20 protein-coding genes and 2 pseudogenes are annotated in these 20,513 nt (G+C 36.6%); all 22 read left to right on the top strand.

Annotation, left to right across the window (positions count from 1 at the left end):
- Nucleotides 1-106 precede the first annotated feature (106 nt).
- A complete protein-coding gene (locus TY03_RS23140; protein WP_042373265.1) occupies nt 107-382 on the top strand; it encodes an NVEALA domain-containing protein in 276 nt (91 codons plus the stop codon).
- Nucleotides 383-408: 26 nt separating this feature from the next.
- A complete protein-coding gene (locus TY03_RS20080) occupies nt 409-1,440 on the top strand; it encodes a 6-bladed beta-propeller (protein WP_042373263.1) in 1,032 nt (343 codons plus the stop codon).
- A 140-nt stretch (nt 1,441-1,580) separates the two neighbouring features.
- The gene (locus TY03_RS20075; RefSeq protein ID WP_042373259.1) at nt 1,581-1,853 is read left to right on the top strand and encodes an NVEALA domain-containing protein; all 273 of its coding nucleotides are present in this window, start codon (nt 1,581-1,583) and stop codon (nt 1,851-1,853) included.
- A 2-nt stretch (nt 1,854-1,855) separates the two neighbouring features.
- Nucleotides 1,856-2,824 (top strand): TolB-like 6-bladed beta-propeller domain-containing protein, encoded by a 969-nt coding sequence (locus tag TY03_RS20070; RefSeq protein ID WP_042373257.1) that lies wholly within the window; start codon nt 1,856-1,858, stop codon nt 2,822-2,824.
- 78 nt (nt 2,825-2,902) lie between these two features.
- Nucleotides 2,903-3,034, top strand: a pseudogene (locus tag TY03_RS22110) (NVEALA domain-containing protein); the annotation flags it as partial.
- A 49-nt stretch (nt 3,035-3,083) separates the two neighbouring features.
- Nucleotides 3,084-4,109, top strand: a complete 1,026-nt coding sequence (locus tag TY03_RS20065) for a 6-bladed beta-propeller (RefSeq protein WP_042373255.1) — start codon at nt 3,084-3,086, stop codon at nt 4,107-4,109.
- A 110-nt stretch (nt 4,110-4,219) separates the two neighbouring features.
- Nucleotides 4,220-4,348 (top strand): annotated as a pseudogene (locus TY03_RS22105) (NVEALA domain-containing protein); the annotation flags it as partial.
- A gap of 183 nt (nt 4,349-4,531) precedes the next feature.
- Nucleotides 4,532-5,710, top strand: coding sequence for a DUF4221 family protein (locus TY03_RS20060; RefSeq protein WP_042373253.1), 1,179 nt, complete (start codon nt 4,532-4,534; stop codon nt 5,708-5,710).
- A 383-nt stretch (nt 5,711-6,093) separates the two neighbouring features.
- Nucleotides 6,094-7,242 carry a DUF4221 family protein gene (locus TY03_RS20055; protein ID WP_042373250.1) on the top strand — a complete coding sequence of 383 codons (1,149 nt, stop codon included), beginning with the start codon at nt 6,094-6,096 and terminating at the stop codon, nt 7,240-7,242.
- A 185-nt stretch (nt 7,243-7,427) separates the two neighbouring features.
- A complete protein-coding gene (locus tag TY03_RS20050) occupies nt 7,428-8,711 on the top strand; it encodes an IS1380 family transposase (RefSeq protein ID WP_042366226.1) in 1,284 nt (427 codons plus the stop codon).
- A gap of 255 nt (nt 8,712-8,966) precedes the next feature.
- Entirely contained in the window at nt 8,967-10,037 is a 1,071-nt protein-coding gene (locus tag TY03_RS20045) for a 6-bladed beta-propeller (protein WP_222860410.1), read from the top strand.
- The gene (locus TY03_RS20040) at nt 10,009-10,356 is read left to right on the top strand and encodes a 6-bladed beta-propeller (protein ID WP_042373246.1); all 348 of its coding nucleotides are present in this window, start codon (nt 10,009-10,011) and stop codon (nt 10,354-10,356) included. The genes TY03_RS20045 and TY03_RS20040 overlap by 29 nt, the downstream gene beginning before the upstream one ends.
- Nucleotides 10,357-10,368: 12 nt before the next feature.
- Complete coding sequence (locus TY03_RS20035) at nt 10,369-11,532, top strand: DUF4221 family protein (protein ID WP_042373244.1); 1,164 nt, start codon at nt 10,369-10,371, stop codon at nt 11,530-11,532.
- Between the two features lie 652 nt (nt 11,533-12,184).
- Nucleotides 12,185-12,409: an NVEALA domain-containing protein gene (locus tag TY03_RS20030; RefSeq protein ID WP_042373242.1), complete on the top strand. Its 225-nt coding sequence runs from the start codon at nt 12,185-12,187 to the stop codon at nt 12,407-12,409.
- 73 nt (nt 12,410-12,482) lie between these two features.
- Complete coding sequence (locus TY03_RS20025; RefSeq protein WP_042373240.1) at nt 12,483-13,565, top strand: BF3164 family lipoprotein; 1,083 nt, start codon at nt 12,483-12,485, stop codon at nt 13,563-13,565.
- 315 nt (nt 13,566-13,880) lie between these two features.
- Entirely contained in the window at nt 13,881-15,056 is a 1,176-nt protein-coding gene (locus TY03_RS20020; protein ID WP_042373238.1) for a 6-bladed beta-propeller, read from the top strand.
- A 72-nt stretch (nt 15,057-15,128) separates the two neighbouring features.
- A complete protein-coding gene (locus TY03_RS20015) occupies nt 15,129-15,983 on the top strand; it encodes a DUF1573 domain-containing protein (protein WP_042373236.1) in 855 nt (284 codons plus the stop codon).
- A gap of 67 nt (nt 15,984-16,050) precedes the next feature.
- On the top strand, nt 16,051-17,070 hold the full coding sequence (locus TY03_RS20010) for a 6-bladed beta-propeller (RefSeq protein ID WP_042373234.1): 1,020 nt from the start codon (nt 16,051-16,053) through the stop codon (nt 17,068-17,070).
- A 27-nt stretch (nt 17,071-17,097) separates the two neighbouring features.
- A complete protein-coding gene (lepB, locus tag TY03_RS20005) occupies nt 17,098-18,024 on the top strand; it encodes a signal peptidase I (RefSeq protein WP_230202011.1) in 927 nt (308 codons plus the stop codon).
- A 320-nt stretch (nt 18,025-18,344) separates the two neighbouring features.
- Nucleotides 18,345-18,683, top strand: coding sequence for an NVEALA domain-containing protein (locus TY03_RS23085; protein ID WP_074434217.1), 339 nt, complete (start codon nt 18,345-18,347; stop codon nt 18,681-18,683).
- A 95-nt stretch (nt 18,684-18,778) separates the two neighbouring features.
- Nucleotides 18,779-19,948 (top strand): 6-bladed beta-propeller, encoded by a 1,170-nt coding sequence (locus TY03_RS20000; protein WP_081713143.1) that lies wholly within the window; start codon nt 18,779-18,781, stop codon nt 19,946-19,948.
- On the top strand, nt 19,945-20,502 hold the full coding sequence (locus tag TY03_RS19995; RefSeq protein WP_148335736.1) for a hypothetical protein: 558 nt from the start codon (nt 19,945-19,947) through the stop codon (nt 20,500-20,502). Before TY03_RS20000 ends, TY03_RS19995 begins: the two co-directional genes overlap by 4 nt.
- The last annotated feature ends 11 nt before the right edge of the window (nt 20,503-20,513 follow it).

Genomic DNA, 20,513 nt, shown 5'->3' with positions numbered 1-20,513 from the left:
TGACTTCCCGAAAGAGAGCCACGAATTAATTACTAAATGATTACTAACCTCATAAATAACTAAATGAGCAATTTTTTTTGCAACTCTGATAGTTGCTGTAGTTGTAATGTTTGCAGGCTATAATATATATCAGTCACAGAGAGCGGTTGCTATGTCGAATTTGACGTTGGCTAATGTGGAAGCATTGGCAAGTAGTGGCGAAGGTGTCTCAAATACCGCTACAGGGTATAAGTTGACAAAATGCTATGACGGTAAAGGAAACTTGAAGGTGCTGTCAATAGTCCTGATGATAAGTGCAAATATAGCAGCGAATGGGGAAAATGTACTCCTTGGTGATATTTCTAAACTAACAATGGATGCTTATAGTGGTATAATACCATAATAAGCATCTATTTAATCAAGAATAAGATGGAAAGATATGTATATGTGTTATTGATTCTTGTTTTGGGAGCATGTCACAAAGGTAAACAAAGAGTTGAAGATAATATTATTATTGATTTGACAGCAAATGTGCAAGACACTTTGCTTTATTCATCGTTTGTAGATTCGCTTAATTATATTAATCTTGAAACGACAGAAAAGTGTTTGATCGGTAAAATTAAAGATGTTATTATAAGTTCTGACCGTATTTTGGTATTAGATGGTAGATTGCCTGTAGTTTGGATTTTCGATAAAGAAGGGCATTATTTATCCAAGATAGATAAGAAAGGAAGTGGACCGGGCGAGTATATGGTTCTTAAACAATTTGATTATGATGAGGAAAATCGTCTGGTTTTGCTACTAGACGTATGGACAAAAAGTATTCTATCGTATGATTTGAATGGAAACTTTGTTAAGAAAATATTTTTAGATATGTACCCGTCTGATTTTGTGAGGCTAACCGATCAAAACTATCTTCTATCACGAGCTTGCGAAACGGATAGTACGGCTGGCTTTTATCTTGTAGACTCTTTGGGACATACGAAAAAGAAATTGCTTAGTAGAAATAAAGACTATTTAAGTTCCTGTAATTTTGATTGGGAGTTTTCTGTTTTTGATGATACAATTTCTTTGATGGCTCCCGACTTGGATAATGAAGTATATCGGTATGTGTCGGGACAGTTCTCACTTGCTTATCCAATTACAATTAAACCCGAACCTACAGAGAAATACAACTCAGAAACTTCTAGTCAGCATATCAAGGACTTTATAAGAACCAATTATATAGAATCATCTAAATGGATCTTTGCATCTTATTGGTCGAGTGAGCGTGGGTTAAGGATATTATTTTATTCGAAGGAATATCATAAGGCTTTAGTTGGTAAAAATACAAAGAATGATATAGATGGTGTTGAGTATAATGGTAAAACGTCGGCATCTGGTAATAATACGCTAACCTTCTGGTGTAAAAATGAAGTGGATGATTTAAATCCGATACTTCAAATACTTTATTTGAAGTAAAAAATATGTAGTAATTGAGGTGCATAAAGATTGAGGAAACGTTAGCAGCATTTTCTTTTTCTACGGAACAAGTGACTTTCCGAAAGAGAGTTACGGACTAATAATTAAATAATTATTTATCTCATAAACAAAACGAAATTATGAGCAAGAAATTTTTTGCGACCTTGATAGTCGCTGTAGTTGCAACGTTTGCAGGCTATAATATATATCAATCACAGAGAACGGTAACTATGTCGGATTTGGCGTTGGTGAATGTGGACGCATTGGCTCAAGGAGAAGGCAGTGATAGCCGCTCCTGTTATGATACATGGAGAAAGGCACCCGATGATGACTCATTGGCTTATTGGGCTTGGATTTGCAGTGAGTGTGAGGCATATTGGTTGTTGGAAGCAAGTAACAAATCTACCTGTTAAAGATGAGAAACAATAGCAATTGGGGAATACTCTTGATATGCCTATTGATAAATGGGTGTATATCGAAAGGGAAGCTGGGTGACCAGCTTCCTAAATTGGTCTCATTAACGGCAGATAGTATTTCGATTCCTCCTGTTTTGCTATCGGTTACACGTTTGTTTGTTGCGAATGATATGTTGGTGACTTATGAACAACGCCGAGATACCTTGTTCTCATTCTGGAGTTTGCCACATTGCGACTATTTGTTCAGTGCAGGAACCAAAGGACAAGGCCCCTACGAGTTCTTAATGCTTGATCGGACATTCAGTGAAACTTCGCAAGGCTTTAAGCTTTTTGAATTGGCATCCAATAAAGTAAAAGAAGTTGTAGTCGATGCGGCTGGTACTTTTAAAGTAGTTGTTGACAAACAACTGAATGTCGAAGAGCGCGGATTAAACCGTTTTCTCTTTCTAGAGAATGGACGTTATTGCTTTATTTCTGATAAGGAAGAGTCTGAGTTTGTTTTATTGGACGAAGAAGAGAATCTAACTTATTTTGGAATCTATCCAGATGGCATTTTGGCGAAAAAAGACGGTGAGTTGAATCGATTTGTTTATAACAAGTTGACCGTAGCTAATCCTAAAGGGGATAAGTTTGCTTCTTTTTATTCTTATATGAAATGTTGTAGAATTTATAATTCGAAGGGTGATATGTTGGCCGAAACGATGGTGGAACGACCTAAAACAATCGAATCAGGCGAAAGGTATGTCTATTATTCTTCTTTCCCTTATGCTGATAATGAATCTATTTACCTTTTAACGAATGAAAAGGATAGCACTGTTTTAGAAGGGTGGAATTGGGAGGGAGTTTTGACTGCTCGTTATTTGCTGGATAAGCCAGTCTATTGTTTGGCGGTGCAATCTAAGCAGAAAAAAGTGTATGCTTTGTGTAAAGATAAGGAGAGTGTAATTTATACGTTTGATATTCCTTGATGTTCTTGTTGTATGAATCCATGCTAAAGTAATAGAAAACCATTAAACGATTATTTATCTCATAAACAAAACTAAATTATGAGCAAGAAATTTTTTGTGACCCTCATAGTCGCTGTAGTTGCAACGTTTGCAGGCCATAATATATATCAATCACAGAGAACAGTAACTATGTCTGACTTGGCATTGGATAACATAGAAGCACTGGCAAGTGGAGAGATAAATCCTAATAAATAAAACGATTACTCTTTTGATTTAGGCAATGAAAAAAATATTGTATTTGTTATTTATAACTATTTGTTGTGGCTGTATGCGTAATTCTGAAACAGAAAAATATCAGAACAAGCGTAATAATATTGTTGATATTCGAGATAGGGTGGAAGAAATAAAGATTGATGATGTTTTGATTGGGGGAAACGCTCAGCTATACTTGATTAATAATTATTTGATAATTAGTGATCCAAGTTCAAATGATAAGCTGATCCATTTGTTTAATAAGAAGAACTTTGACTATTTAATTAGTACAGGATTTAGAGGCGAGGGACCTGAAGAAATTACAAATATCGGACATATCGGAGTTGATGAGGTTCACCGAAAATTTTATGTGAATGACCATGGCAAACAACTTATTTTTAGTTATGATTTGGATAGTGTTCTTCTCGCCTCCAATTATAAGCCCATGATAAAAATGAAAATGAATGAAAAGCAGTTTCCGGATCGGTATCAATATATTAGTGATACTCTATGTTTTGGGCTTATTATTAATACTATAGGCGATTTTGACTTCAAACCAACTGTAGCAGAATGGAATATGTCTACAGGAGAAATAAAGCCTATGAGATATGAGCATTCTGAGATAGAGAAGAAGCGTATTTGTTTTGCTGCATCCATAGAGCATGAAATATATGTTGAATGTTATCATTATCATGATTTAATGACAATTTGCGGATTGGATGGAAACTTGAAATATAATATATATGGTCCGGATTGGGATAACAGAAAATCGAACAGAACACTTTACTATGCAGATATTCTTTTTTGTGGGGATAAAATATTAGTCTCTTATTCAGGAGAGGATACTTTTATTAAGAATCAAAATGGAGGGGTAAAATCCAAATGTCCTACTAAATTTATGATTTTTGATGTGAATGGTAATTATCTTCAGACTTTAGAAACAGGATATGGTATAAGTGACTTTTGCTATGATGATGAAAACAAAAGAATTATAATGAGTGTGGATGATGTAGCTATACAGTTTGCTTATTTTGATATAGATGGGATTATATAGAGATGTTTTGAAATGAAAAGAGAATAAAATCTTATTGTTTTTTTATTGAAAAATGACAAAATGAAAGAATTCTATTTGAAGATTATTAATCTCATAAAACAACTCATATTATGAGCAAGAAATTTTTTGCGACCTTGATAGTCGCTGTAGTTGCAACATTTGCAGGCTATAATATATATCAATCACAGAGAACGGTAACTATGTCGGATTTGGCATTGGCTAATGTGGAAGCATTGGCTTGGAGAAAAATCGGTAGAACACCTATTGTATGAATAATCGTACTGGAATTTGTGCATGGGGCAATGGAGCTGGCTGCTATTGCGGTATGTAATAGTCATTGCTCCGATATATTAATAATGCTGACAACAATCACGCGCCATATAAAGTCTCGGATTGTTATTAGTTTTTTAAACGTTAATCTTATGTGTAAAATTAGTTGTGTTTGCTTCTTTACTTTAGTTTCGCTCTCTTTATTTTTTTCCTGCCGTCAGGAAGAACGAGATCTGTATGTACTGCAACCTAGTACTGATTCATTGGTGTTTTTGTTGAATCCGCAAACGTCTGTATTCATTAAAGCACTTTTTCCATATACCGATGAGAAAGGGAACGAGTTTTTGACTTTTCAAAATGATGTCGAACCACAGATCTTGGTCTATGATATGACTACGCAACAGTATGTTAAGACTATCAGCTTAGACAAAGAAGGTGCCGATGGTGTGGGTGTTTTCTGCGGATATAACATTCAATCATGGGATGAAATTTACATTCCCTGCATGATGAGGAATGAGATAGATGTAGTAGATAGTGAGGGAAAAATTCGCCGACGGATACAGTATTTGAAAACTGTTGAGGGCAAAGAAACGCTTCCGATTATAGCATCATCATTTCCGTATATGCCTTTGGAGATAATCAATAAAAAGATGTATATAAACCAACAATGTCCGAATCGTAGGTTGGGTAGCCGGACGGTAGAAGACAGCCCGGTAACTCTTGTTTTAGATACTGTGGCCAATGAATTAAGAGAGTTCTCGTTGAGGTTTCCGCCTGTTCTTCCTTCCGAACGTACTAGAGGCAATACGTTGGGTGTTGAGTTTCTTTATAGTCAGACCTTTAATGATACGAATTTCGTCTACTCTTTCTTTTTTGATGAAAAGATTAAAGTTGTTTCTTTGTCTGGAGATGTTTTGCGTGCTGTTTCTGCCAAAAGTCGTTATCTGGATCGGTTCGATCTTTCCAACCAAAATGTTGACTTGGCCTCTCTTCCTAAGATATTATGCCAAATTCCATTTTATGGCAATTTGATTTATGATAAGTACCGCGATGTTTATTATCGGTTTGTGTATCCTGAAACAGAAGTGCAACCGCATGACAATGCTATGGATATTTGGCAGTTGGGGCGAACTAAGTTTTCTATCATGATTTTGAATAAAGAGTTCGAGGTGGTAGGCGAGACTTTGTTTCCCGAGAATACCTATGCTTCTAACCATTTCTTTATTCGCGAAGATGGCTTATATTTGAGTACGAGCTTCGTTAAGAATCCCAACTTTAGCGATGATAAACTCTGTTTTCGGCGTATTGAATTGGTTAAATCGAATGATTGAATACTGCAATAAGACTTTGTGACGCTATGTGACGTTAGCAATAGCTTGAAAAAAGTTCTTGATTTTGAAAAAACACCTTCGATGGAATGGGCTATTTTTGCATAAAATTCTATTTGTCAGTGTTTGTCAGCCATTTTATTTGGTAGTAAAGGTCTGTGCGGGTATCTTTGTTGCAAAGCTTTTAAATTAAATACAATAACACGATGAGACAAACCATTTATCTCTTTTTCATAGGAATAGTGGCAATTGCCATTTATACTTCCCCAATTAATTATGGCAGTGTTTGTTTACTTGTAGGTAGCAATTGTAATTGGCTATAATAAAATATCCGGGAAGTTTCTAAAACTTTCCGGATACTTTATCGTAAATATATTAATTGTTTGATGATGAAAAAAATAATTGGATATAGTATAGTTTGCTTACTCCTCATTTCATGCGTTTCTTCTCGAAAGGGTGAATTGAGTGAATTTACTTTAGTTGAGAAAATTGCTTTTCCGATTGATGAGAAGACGTATTATTTCAGTAAGTCTATTTCATCATTCGTTGATGAGAATACAGGAAATGAATATTTCTCATTTGAAAATAGCGAAAAGGGACAGCATGAGATTTTGTTTTATGAAATGGGCTCTCAGCAGTTGGTGAAAAGGATTGAAATACAAGAAGTCGGTCCTAATGCTATTGGAATGTTTGGGCATCGGGTGAAAGATTTGAATCATATATATATCACTTCCTCTGGACAACATGCTATAAGCCTTGTCAATGATAAAGGGGCTATTATGCAATCTTATAATTATACTCAGAGTGATGAGGGTAAACCATTGTCTTTAGTTTATGCAGTAAGCTATTGTCACATGCCCCTAATAATAGATACCTCTTTACTTTATCTACCACAAAGAGTGTTTGGTAATGAAATGAGTGGTGCCGATTGGTTATCTACCCCTTTATGTGCAATCATGGATACTCTTAGTTTCAACATAAAAATACTTCCTCTTAAATACCCTGTGCTGTTTAAACAAAAGTCTCCTATAACTTCATCTGCTGATGTTGGGTATAGTTTCGATTTTGACGGTCAAAATTTTATTTATTCGTTTATGAAAAGCGATAGTATTATTGTCACTTCAGATCATATTCAATCTCGAAGTTATATCTCCAAAAGCCGTTATTTGAATCAGGTAAAATGTATTCCTTATTCCGGGGATGATATTATAACCTGCCAACGAAGTATGTGCGAACAGGAGATGTACTGGCACTTCATGTATGATAAGTATCGGGATGTCTATTATCGATTCGCTCTTTTTGCTTGCGATGTTGATGCTAGAACTGATGTAATGGAATTAGATGGCGTTCGTCAAGAATTTTCTGTTATGGTGCTCGGTAGAGACTTTAAAGTGATCAAAGAGGTGAGATTTCCTAAAGACCGTTATTTGCCTAAAATGTGTTTTATCGGCAAGAAAGGATTATATATCTCGGAAAATAATCCGGCTAATCCTGATTTTGATGAAAATAAATTAGTATTTAGCTGCTTTAGGTAGTAACGATATTTACGAATTAAATAATACTTTTTTTAGATTAAACTTAATATTACCTTAAATCCGCAGTCATATTATTTTCAGAGAATCCAAACACTTGAGGATGAATAACATCCTCAAGGTTTGGTTATGTCACAAGATTCACCTAAATTAGTGCTACCAAACAAACCATAAAGGTACTTGTGCATATGACAACAAAAATAGCCATAAAATCAGATAATATCACTCCTTTTGGGGGTATATTTTACGCAATGGATGAATTTTCTCGTTTAGGACTGAATTCCGTGATCGATAAATCTTTAGGATTACGTTCTTCCTACGCCGGTTACCAATATAGCGAAATTATTTCGAGCCTATTTTGGATCTACTATTGCGGCGGTGACCACATCGAAGATATCGGCAAACACCTTGGCAAACATCTTGAATTACGCCCGGATACTGAAATCCCCAGTCCGGATACTTTATTGAGAGGCATAAAAGAACTCGCAGAATTGGATATCCACTATACTTCCCAAAAAGGAGCAAGCTATGCTTTCAATAAGGCGGAACAGCTTAATAGTTTGATGCTCGATATGCTCCTTCAAACAGAACAACTCAAGCCAAACACGCTTTATAACTTGGACTTCGACCACCAGTTTATTCCCACAGAAAAGTATGACACTCAGTATTCTTACAAGAAAAAACGTGGTTATTTCCCCGGCACGGCAACTATTGGTGGTAACATTGTTGGTGTGGAAAATCGGGCCGCAAACGCAAATGTCCGTTTTCGTCAAGCGGATACGCTCCAACGGACTTTTCGTCGTTTGGCCGATAGGGGAATATTCATAGACCGTTGCCGGATGGACTGTGGTTCTTATTCGGAAGAGATTATCCGTATGACACATGGCTACTGCAACAAGTTCTACATACGAGCCGGCAAATGTCAGTCTCTGTATGAAGAAATGACGAAAATCACAGATTGGAAAAAAGAAGAAATCAACTTCGAGAATTATGAAGTGACCTCCATACCTTTTACTTCCTTTTTGCAAGAAGAAAACTACCGACTTGTTATTCAAAGGCAAAAGCGTAAGGACAACCAATTGGACCTATTTGATGGTGAATACACCTATCGGTGCATCTTAACCAATGACCATGAAAGTTCTGAAAAAGACATTGTACTCTTCTACAATGCTCGTGGAGCCTGTGAAAGAACATTCGACATGATGAATAACGATTTCGGGTGGAGTCATCTTCCCTGTTCATTCCTCAAAGAGAATACAGTATTCCTGCTACTTACAGCCATGGCTAAAAACTTTTATGCTTACCTTATTGAGAAGGTTGCAGCCGTGTTTGAAGATATTGAACCGGTAAGCCGAGTCAAACGATTTATCTTTCGATTCATTACAGTTCCTGCGAAATGGGTAAAGACAGGCAGACAATGGGTACTCAATATTTATTCCGACAAACCATACAAGTTGCTTTGGAGTCCGTAAAAACAACTTTTCGTGGGATTACTTATGCCTTCAGCTAACTGGGGAAAGGGGAAGCTATGCCCTATAACCTGAAATCAAGGAGAAAAGCAGGGGGAAAAGCTACGAGTAGGAACTATTAGGTGAATTAAATCGCTATTTGAATCAGTTATAAATTAGCTGCGGATTTGAGGTATTATGAATATGTGTAGATTAATATACTTTCTTGCTATATTGCTGTTTATCTCTTGCAATGTAGGTGATAAAAAAGTAGAGCTTGTGACAATTGACTTTTCTGGAGAAAGTACACTTCCTGCATCCGATTTATTATCTGTTTCATACGTAAAGTTAGAGACAAATGATAGTTGTATGCTGGGAGTTGTCAGTCAATGCATTGAAATGGGAGGACGTTATTTTCTGTTAGACAACATGATGGCAAAAACTCTTTATGTTTTTGGCTTGGATGGACACTTCTTGCAGCAAATCGGTAAAAAAGGAAATGGATCGGGTGAGTATGTTACCCCCTTTGCGTTTGCTGTTAATGAGCGAGAAAAGACTCTCTCTGTGATTGATATAGAGCAGCAGAAACTAATCTTTTATAGTTTGGACGATTTTAGCTTTTTGTCAGAAAAGAAACTTCCGTTTTATAGTGATAAAATGGAGCAACTCACTAATGGCGATTATGTTTGGTATAACAAGATGGCATCGGATGCTTCGAACTCCTATGTTTTTATAACTGATGGGAACTTTAAAGTAAAGAAAAACTTTCTGCCGATTGATTTTGAAAGCGGCTACTCTATAGGTACTACCCGCAAGTTGTATAAGCAAGGAGATGAGGTTACTTTGTACACCCCTTTCAGCCCTGTATTGTATCGTGTAGAAAGCGATAGCCTATTGCCGGCATATCAGTTTCGGTTTGGAGACGATACGTTGGCGCCGATTGATTTTCTAAAAGAAAAGGCTGCCAATAACTCAAACTATATACCTGCTTTAATGGAATCACATTATGTTGCATTTTATGAGGTGTACGAAAGTGAGCGGTTATTGTGCGTACCCTATTATGTGGATAAACAAATGTATTTTGGGTTTTACGACAAAATGAATCATACTTCGTATCTCTTTACTCAAGATAAAATTCAAACCGACCTTCAGGTAGGTGCCTTTAGCTCGCCAATAGGAGTGAGTAGTGAGGGAGGTTTTATTTCTTTGCTTCGTCCGGGACTCTTGTTGCAATTAATGGAACAAGGCAAGAGTCTGGATGATAATTTGGTAAAGCTGTTGAAAGAGTCTACAGAGGAGGATAATCCTATCTTGTTGCGTTATGAAAGAAGTGTTGACAGGAGAAAATGACTGGATTAGACTATTGTATGTTTATGAGCTCGAAGAACAGTTGGTTGTGAAATATTATATCAAGAGAGAATTCTATTTGTCTGTCTGGCACAAGAAAACGGATAAAACAATGAATGTGAAGAGCGAAAACATAGTGGATGATTTGGGTATGGGAGGTCGTTTTCCGCTGCCTGTGGCAATTCATCAAGATAAGATTATTGGAGCGATTTATCCGTTTGATGTGGATCGGGAAAAGGTAACTGATAAGCGGTTAATTGCTTTACTGGATAATAACCCTGAGGATAGTAATCCTATACTTGTTTTTTATAGACTAAATTAAATAGGTGATAATATGTCGAAGCTGTCTTTTTTATGTGTTGGTGTACTCGGTCTGATATTAACAATCGTCTCTTGTCAATCGGCAGTGAGTGATGGAGCTGTTTTGAAACCAACAGGCGATTCCATAACCTTTTCGTTGAATCCGAAAACAACCGTTCTGATAAGAGCTCTGTTCTCGTTCGAGGATGAAGAAGGACGTGAATACTTAACTTTTCAGAACGACGAAGAGTCTGAGATTCTTGTGTACGACATGAACACTCGGAGACATGTTAAAACAATTACCTTAGATAGGGAAGGAGCCAATGGAGTAGGGGCGTTTAGTGGCTATTACATTCGGTCTTGGAATGAAATCTATATTCCATGCATGATGAAGAGTGAGATAGATGTGGTAAATGAAAAAGGGCATATATGGAAGCGTTTGCCTTATTCTGAAACGGATCAAGGGAAAAGAGCCATGCCATTTGTTGCAGGTACGCGTACTCCCTTAACTACTATAAATCAGAAAATATATATACCTCAATCTCCTAACCTGAGTTTGACTGATAAGGTAATGGAGGATAGTCCGGTAACTCTTATGCTCGACACTGCTACTCGGCAATTGAGTGAATTTGAATTACGGTTTCCTCCCGTACTTAGTTCGGAAGAGTTAAGTCGGGGCACTTTGAGTGTTGAGTCGGCTTATGGGCAGTGCTATGACGGAACTAATTTTTTGTATTCATTCTTTTTTGATGAAAATCTCTTTGTAGTATCTCCCGATGGAAAAATGGAGCGTAAAGTAAAAGCCAAAAGTCGCTATTTAGACCGTATTTATGCAGATAAAAGAGTGCCTTCTGATTTGGGCGATCTAGCAAAAACGTTGTGTGAAATACCTTTTTATGGGGCTTTGATTTATGATAAGTATAGAGATGTATACTATCGCTTTGTGTATCCCGCAACAGAAATGCTTCCGACGGATAAATGCGTCGATGTATGGTTGTTAGGACGGTCTCGCTTTTCTATCATTATTTTGAATAAAAACTTGGAGGTGATAGGGGAAACCTTATTCCCGGATAATGTTTATGCCTCAAAACTGTTTTTTATTCGCAAAGATGGTTTGTACTTAAGCACTTCATTTGTAAAGAACCCCAACTTTAGTGATGATGAATTAACTTTTGAGAGAATCGAAATGATACAATAGTAAAGTATAAATTCTTTTTGTTTGTACTTTTTTATTCTGATTGTCTTGTCAATCATTAGTAAGAGGAACCTTCTAAGGGATAGGGGGATTATGATAAATACCGTATTGGATTATAAATGTTTGAGTCTTGCATATATCGATAATCGTTTCAAGAGAAAGATCTATTTCTATTCGTAATTTAGATTCGGATCATTTTAGTTATAACTAGCAAAGTGTAATTATGATCAAATTGCTAAGCTGTAACGCTTTGTAACGCGAAAAAGGATGCTTTATTGGATATTTTCCTTAGATTTGTGTTAAACATTAAAACACAGATATTATGAAAACGTTCTGAAGAGTCACTTTCGGTTCCGCTCTGTTGATTGTCCTATTATGTCTGATAAGGTATGTAAGCCAAGGTTATGGCTTTATGTGTTAACAAAGTTAACTGACGAATAAAAAAGGAATGGAGCGATCTATGTCGGTCTAAAACAGAAGATCGCCCACTCCCGAAAAACCAAAAGAAAGGAGGTTTCTCAAACACAAAGGTAATTATTTTAAGATTTAGAACGAGCGAATGCAGCGTTTTCTTTTTCTACGGAAGAAGTGACTTCCCGAAAGAGAGTCACGAACTAATAATTAAACGATTATTAATCTCATAAACAAATAAATTATGAGTAAGAAATTTTTTGCGACCCTGATAGTCGCTGTAGCTGCAACGTTTGCAGGCTATAATATATATCAGTCACAAGGAACAGTAACTATGTCGGACTTGGCGTTGGCGAATGTGGAAGCGTTGGCTAGTGGTGAAGGCGGCGGTGTTAAGTGTTGCCCTGATCCAGGTGATGAGTGTAAACTGTCTTCTGGAGATATTTTATCAGATCAAGATGAGTGTTAATACTTTATTTTATTGATAATTGGCTAAGAATGGATGGATATTTATTCTTAGCCAAAATTTGAATATATATACTATGAAGAATTATTTTTTTTATTGTTTTTTTCTGATTCTTACATCTTGTTGGAATACGACGTCTAATAGTTTAATAGAAATTGATGATATTGACTATTCTTTTACAGATAAGGAGTTTGCTAACGTAAAAGAAATCCGAAGTACTTTGTTGAATGACTCTATGGTACATAGACCAGTTAGAATTGCATTGCATGATTCTGTGTTGTTCTCAGTCGACGCGGCTTATTCGGATGGTTTTATTGTTCGTGTATTTTCGGCTGATAATGGGGCGTATCAGGGTTCTTTATTCCACAGGGGTAATGGACCAAACGAAGTTTTATCTGTAGATGATATAACATTCTCAAATGATTACTTTTGGGCGTATGATATAACTAGTCAGAAATGGATCGGAAATGACTTTGGTGATATATTCAATAAAAAAGCGAATACAGATAAAAGAGTTGTAGATTTTAAATCATTATCCTATATGGGAGTTAATGACCCACAATGGATACAAAAAGGTTTTGTTGCAAATAACCTTTTCCAATATAAAGAGCGTTTTAGCTTTTACACTTCTAAAGGTAAAATCATCAATTCGGTGTTTAACCCAAAGTTTCATTTTAAAGAGTCTTTTCCCCCTGCTGTTTTGTCTGATATCTTTTCGACCCATTTAACGGTTACGCCAGATCAGAAAAAAATGATACTTGTCGGAAGATACTTAGATGTTATCGAAATTTATAACACCGACGGACAGTTGATTAAATTACTGAAGGGACCTAAAGAAAATCTTGATTTTAAATTTGACGAGGAAAAATCCATGCAGAATTCTGTGTTGATTAAATCACCCGAAAGTAGTAGGGCTTATTTGAAAGTGAGAGCCACGCAAGAAAGAATTTATGCTTTATATTCGGGAAAAGAAAAGCGTGATAAAGAGCATTATTCTTACTCTAAAAACCTTTATGTCTTTTCGATGGAGGGGGAACCCATTGTTAAGTACTCTCTTGATGTACCAATCATCGATTTTGTAGTCGATGAAGCAAGGCATAAGATTTTTGCTGTGGCGGGTAGTCCGGAATCAGAACTTGTTTCTTTTGCTATGCAGTAGTTTGATATTTTTATTACCTAAGGACGCATTAAAGCGGAGTCTTAGCTTCTCAACACTTCTGACGTTGCATTGCACTAAGCCTATCTGTTTCTTTGTGTTTCGGAATGATTTATATGTGACGAATCATAAACGGTGTAGAATGTTTAGTGATAAGCTGGATAGTCTCTGGAATGACTCTCTACGGCTTGCGATTATTCAAGATGTTTTTATATATGATAAATCATAATAATTTGTAAAATAATGTTTTGTCTATACACCATTGTTGATAAATTATTATTTTTGATTACTGTAGTGCTAATTTAAATAAAATGCATAATGAAAGAAAACCTGATTTGTCTATTATCTTTGTTGTTATTGTGTTCGTGCGATAACAAAAAGCTGGAAGATAACAGAATAGTTGAATCTTTATCGGTGCCGCTGGAACCTGTCTCTGACCATGAAAAACTGTCGGAGATAGCTTCGGACGTACACTATATTTCTCTCGAAACGAATGATAATGCATTAATTGACGCTATTGTTAGGGTGATTCAACAAGATAGTTTAGTCTATGTGGCCGATAGATCAAGGGTCTATAAATACAATCAAAATGGAGGCTTGATTGCCACGTTGTCTAAATCGGGTGCAGGTCCGGATCAATATACTAACATATCCGATTTTGAAGTAGATGCAGCAGGTAATGTTTTTGTGCTAAGCCGCAGCGATAGACGTTTGTATAAATATGGAGCAGAGAATAATCTGCTCGATAAGATCGATTTTGACTGCTGGGTAAGTAATATACGCTTGGCAGGCGAAAATACAATTTTTTTATATGTAGGAAACGAAACTGAAGGCAGTAATAATAGGCAGTTGCAGCAGTTGGATTTATCAACCCATAAAATATCAGCATCGTTCTTAGAGATTGATTCGCGCAAGAGTAAATATATGCACGTGAAGTCTGATAACTATTTCTCCGGAGGTGGTGGAGATACTTGTTCGTATTTTTTTCAGCAGTTTAATGATACCATCTATAAGTTGTCTCCTCACACTGGCCTATCTCCGGCTTTTTATATGGATATAGCGAATAATAATATTCCTACTTCCTTTTTTAATAGAGAATACCGTGATATAATGGACTTCTTTCAGAACGTATCGAAGAATGGCTATGCGTATGGCAGCAGCTTGTTTGCTGAGAATCCCACATCATATTTGTTCTCTTTTTATAAGTTAGGACAGTGTTATATGGCTCTAGTTCCCAAAGGCAGAGAGAATAAAAGCCATCTGTTTAAAGGAATTAAAGATGATGTCCGGTTGTTTGGGTATCCGATTGAACTGAACGACCTGAAAATGTTTATGCAAAGAAATGGTGATCTTATGGTCGTTTTATCGCCTTCCGAAATCTTTGCATATGCAAGTGAGAGATTAAGCAACGAAGATAATGTATTGTTAAATAAGATGTTTAAAAGTAATGATGAAGATCAAAACCCAATCTTACTATCCATTCGGCTGAAATAACAGGGCTGATTGAGGCTTTGTTGTTTTGATTACGGAGTGAAGAATAGGTTTAGTAAATAAAGATAAATTACGATGAGGAAATTATTATTTTTATTAATGATGTGTTGTCTCTTCTCTTGCAAGGAGACAGACAAAGACAGAATCAATCGCTTGGTAAGCGAATGGAGCGGTAAGGAAATTGTCTTTCCCAATGATATGGAGTTTACCTCATTGGGAAACGATACGAATTACTTGTTTAAAAATGAGTATACGGTTATGACGTATGTCGACTCTATCGGCTGCACCGGTTGCAAACTTAAATTGCCTCAGTGGAAAGAGTTAATAAACGAATTGGATTCGATCGGAAATACGTCTGTGTTATTTTTCTTATATCCCAAGAATGAGAAGGAGTTAACTTATCTCTTAAAGCGAGATCGCTTTACACACCCTGTTTGCATCGACGAAACTGATTCGTTCAATAAACTAAATCATTTCCCGTCCGATATGATGTTTCAAACCTTTCTGCTTGATAAAGAGAACAAAGTAGTTGCCATAGGCAATCCTATTCAAAACCCGAAAGTGAAAGAGTTGTATCTCCAAATCATTATGGGAGATAAGGCTCCCCAAAAGACGGCAAGGATGCAAACAACCGTAGTGTGCCCTATAGCGATGCTGGATATGGGTGAGTTCGATTGGAGGCAAGAGCAAACGGGAAGCTTTGAACTCACCAATACGGGCAATCATCCGTTGGTGATTATCGATGCGGTTACCTCTTGCGGTTGCACCTCTGTGGTTTATGATAAAGCTCCCTTACCACCCGGGAAAAGCACGGAACTGAAAGTTCGCTATAAAGCCGATCATCCCGAACATTTTAATAAAACGATATCGGTGCATTGCAATGCTGAGGCTTCGCCCGTGAAGCTCTCGATTAAGGGAAATGCTCGATAAACTTTAAAGAAGATATACTATGAGACTTAACCAATTGCTAAAATATCGATTGAACGACCTGCATTTCATGAATAAATCGTTGTATCTATTGCTATGTGCCTTTTGCTGGGGTTGTTCGCAGACCTCTAATGTAGAGAAGCATCAAAATAAGCGCGACAACATCATCAATGTGCGTGATAAAGTAAATGAGATCGTTATAAATGATGTTTTGATAGGTGGTGTTTCACGTTTCTATTTAATGGATAAGTACTTACTCATAGGCGACTCCCGATCTGTAGATAAAAAAATACATATCTTCGATAAAGAAAATTTTAGCTATTTGCGTAGCGTTGCTGATATGGGGCAAGGTCCCAATGAAATCACTATTATGGGGCATATAGGAGTTAATGAGAGTCGTCGTGAGTTCTATGTATCAGATCATGGGAAGCTAAAGATTTTTAGTTTTAACTTAGACAGCGTATTGGCTGACCCATTCTATACGCCACAAGTGAAAGTGGAAATGAACGAACGACAGTTCCCTGATGATTATGTGTATATAAATGATTCTCTATGCATAGGTCGTATCATTGAACCCATCGGGAATAATAATTTTAAGCCTTCTGTTGCCAAATGGAACATGGCTACAGGAGAAATAGTTCTTATGAAGTATGAGCATCCTGATATTAAAAAAAAGCGTATGTCCTTTGCTATCTCCGTGGAACATGGGCTATATGTTGAGTGCTATTCTTATCACGACTTAATGAGTATTTGTACGCTTGATGGAGAACTAAAACATAACATCTATGGTCCGGAGTGGGATAGCGAAAGAGGTAGGATTAGTCATTATGAGGCGAGTGTTTTTTGCGGTGATAGGATTGTGGCGGCTTATTCCGGTAAAGAAACGTTCATAAAGGGCGTGAATGGTGAAATCAAATCAAATTTACCAACTAAACTTCTAGTTTTTGATCTCAATGGTGATTATATCAAAACCTTAGAAACTGAATACCATATAAGCGATTTTTGTTATGATGAGGAGAATCATCGTCTCATTATGGGGTTCGATGATGAGATGCAGTTTGCTTATTTAGAATTGGATGGATTAATCTGAAAACGATGGTTGCAAAATTGAAATCGAATGAATAGAAAAAGATTGATGCGTATGAAGGGTGTAAAGTGGAAACGAATAGTAGATCGGGTACTGGATAAGGGATTGACCTTGTTCTGCTGGGCAGGTGGATTGTTTCTGCTGTGGAGTGTGATGCAGGTGTTCTGCTTTACCTCTTTCAAAATACCTTCGGACTCCATGGAGCCGGGATTGATAGCCGGAGACTTTATTATCGTCAATAAGCTAAGCTATGGAGCGCGACTTTTTAATGTATTGGATGCAATAGATAAAAAAGAGATAAAGATCCGCCGCCTACCGGGAATAGGAGAGATTGAACGAAATGATGTGGTGGTGTTTAACTTTCCTTATCCGGCACGTTGGGATAGCATTGGTTTCGATGTGATGAAGTATTACGTGAAGCGTTGCATTGCACTGCCCGGTGATACGTTCGAAATACGAAAAGCTCAGTATAGAGTGCGTGGAGTCGAGATGCCCTTAGGAAAAACAACGAGTCAACAAGAATTGTACAGAAGGCTTGTTTCAGACCGGGAATCTTTGCCCTTAGAGTCTATTTTGAAGGGATACCCTTACGACTCGATTATTGGCTGGGATATTCAGGAGTTTGGTCCGATGTATATCCCCAAGCAGGGAGCAGAAATAATGATGAACCGAACCAATACTGTTTTGTACAAGAACCTCATTGAATGGGAACAAAAACAGAAATTGATTTGCAGAGAGGGAGCTTTCTTTTTGGGAGACAAGGAGATTAAGACCTACCGCTTCTGCCGGAACTATTACTTTATGGCGGGAGATAAAACAGTGAACTCGCAAGACTCTCGCTATTGGGGATTGCTGCCCGAAGAGTTTATCGTTGGAAAGGCCTCGTTTGTGTGGAAGTCGAAAGAACCGGATACGAGCCGTATGAGATGGAACAGAATAGGGAAAAGGATAGAATAGGAAAGATGAAGATACAACGAATACATATACTGGTGCCTATAAAAGACAGCAAGCAAATGTTTATGGAGAAGTGATGTAAGCAGTTGTTTCTGTTAAAGCAAGAAAAGTATAAACAGGTTTGAAAGGAGCGGATAGTGCCAATCTGTCTAAAATATAACGACTTCCGCTCCTGGAAAACCTCAACACGAAAGGAGGGAGATCCGATGCAAACTTAAGAAGAAAAAATGAAGGTGGCAAATCTATTTGCTTTTCCGTTGAAAGGATATATACGGATAAAAAGAGTTAACTAATAGAATACTAACCCATAAAAAGAAAAAGAAATGGGAAAGAAATCTTTTGCAATACTATTTGTTGCTGTAGTTGCAATATTTGCAAGCTACAATATTTATCAATCACAGCGGGCCGTTCATCTGTCTGATTTGGCATTAGCTAATGTGGAAATGTTGGCATATGGAGAAATGTTACCTGAGGTAGATATTACTTGTGATTCCGGGTCCTCAGGCAGATGTTTCAAAATGGGCTATCAGAATGGGTTATATGGAGTGTGTTATTTTTACTGTAATCCTACAGGGTATCAAAGCGACTATTGTAGCTCATTCTATGTGGGTCTTGTCAACTTCTGCACTGCTATAGGTGGGTATAGACATCAAAAATCGTAATGTGTTGACACTTTATGCTTACAATGGTTATTTAAGTATAGCCATTGTAAGCGTTAAGCGCGATTGAATCATTATTTTATATAAAATCAGAATATATGTTGAATGAATATCATAAAATTGGAGTAAAGCGGCTTATAATATCCACTTTGTGCGTATTGTCTTTATACGCCTGTAAATCTCCAGGTTTGCAGCCTATATATGAGGACTGCAAAAGGGAACGTATTGATTTAGACCAAAAGCAGGAGTTGTCAATGTATGAGTTGTTTTCGGCTATGGAGATTATCCCTTTGGAAACGACTAAAGCGTCTGTATTAGGAAATCCACTCAGAAAGATAGTAGTAAATAAAGGCTTGTTCTATGTTTTAGATTATAAGCAAGACGCTATAGTCGTGTTTGATTCTCAGGGTAAGTATCTCAGAAAAATAGATAAGTATGGTAATGGCCCCGAAGAATATACCCTTTTATATGATTTCGGATTCAATCGTTTTGATGGTAATTTGGAACTCATGTCTGCTGCAGGTTATATAAATGTATATGACAGTTTGGGAGTTACTTATAAACATACCATAAAAGTACCCTCTTATATTCGTGCTGTAAGCTACTTTGCCAATATGGCTCCTGATAGATATTTGTTTTTTAGTACACGGAAAAAAGAAGAGAAAAAGCTGCTGATTTATGATCGAAAAGAAGACAAAATTGTTTCCGAAACCTATAGTATCCCCGAATTTATATTTTTTAATACACCTTATCATCATTCATACAGTCCGTTTTATGTATATGCAGATACGGTTTGTTTTGTACAAAGTTACAATGGAGATGTTTTTTCGATGGGTCAAGACGGAGAGTTGACACCTCGATACTTCTGGGATTTTATGGATTATAATTTTGATATTTCTACTCTTAAAGAAGAACCTATTGAGTTCTATGTAAAGCATCAGAGTACAGTTGGAGCAAACTATGCCACTTCTTTTTTATCGTATGGAGAGAACTCGAAATACTACATAACCAGTTTTAGATTAAGAAAGAAAATACATCACTTAATCATTGATAAGGCAAATGGGAGGCATTTTGTTTTTAATACCTTTAAAGAAGGAGGAGTTTGTTTTCCTCTTTCCATGGACGAGACTGCTGTCTATTTTTATGCAAGTCCGTCAGAGTTGGATATTGCGGTTAATCCCAATACACTTAATATTGAGAATAAACAGAGGTATGATGCAGTTCAACCTGATGATAATCCAATTATAATAAAATATACCTTTAAATGATGGAAAATAAAATATTGAAAACCGGAGAGTTTGTAATTGTGGTGCTTACTTTTATGGTAGTTGTACTAATCTTGTTTTTTTTGTTGAGTAATAGAACAGAGCAGGATACGTCGAACGAATCTCATCTTCTGATGGAGAGAATGTATATGGAAGATAATGTACGCGAATCTATATTGAATAATGACTTGTCTGTGCAATTGCAAACAGTAAATAGTGATGTGCCCATATTGATTTGCAGTTTCTCTTCACAATCTTGTGGTGGTTGTGTCGATTTTGCCACTAATAAAATAAAGGAGAGTTTTCCCGATTTTGAAAAAAACAATCAGATACTTTTTTTAGCTTCCGGATTTAATACGAAGAAGCATTTTGATGAAAAAAAAATAATGAATCTTGGTGCTGAAAAGTTGGGATTAGAAATTGATAATTCTCTGTATGTGTGCTATTTTATTCTATTTAAAGGTAAGGTGTCACATCTATTTATTCCAGAGAAGAGCTTTTCTAATTATACCGATATTTATTTGGATGAAATAAAAAAACGATATTTTAATAGATAGGGGATCGATAC

The sequence above is a fragment of the Bacteroides neonati genome (genome assembly GCF_000499785.1).
Classification (GTDB): Bacteria; Bacteroidota; Bacteroidia; order Bacteroidales; family Bacteroidaceae; genus Bacteroides; species Bacteroides neonati.
Note: the sequence above shows the minus strand (reverse complement) of the source record. Positions and strands in the feature narration are given on the sequence as shown.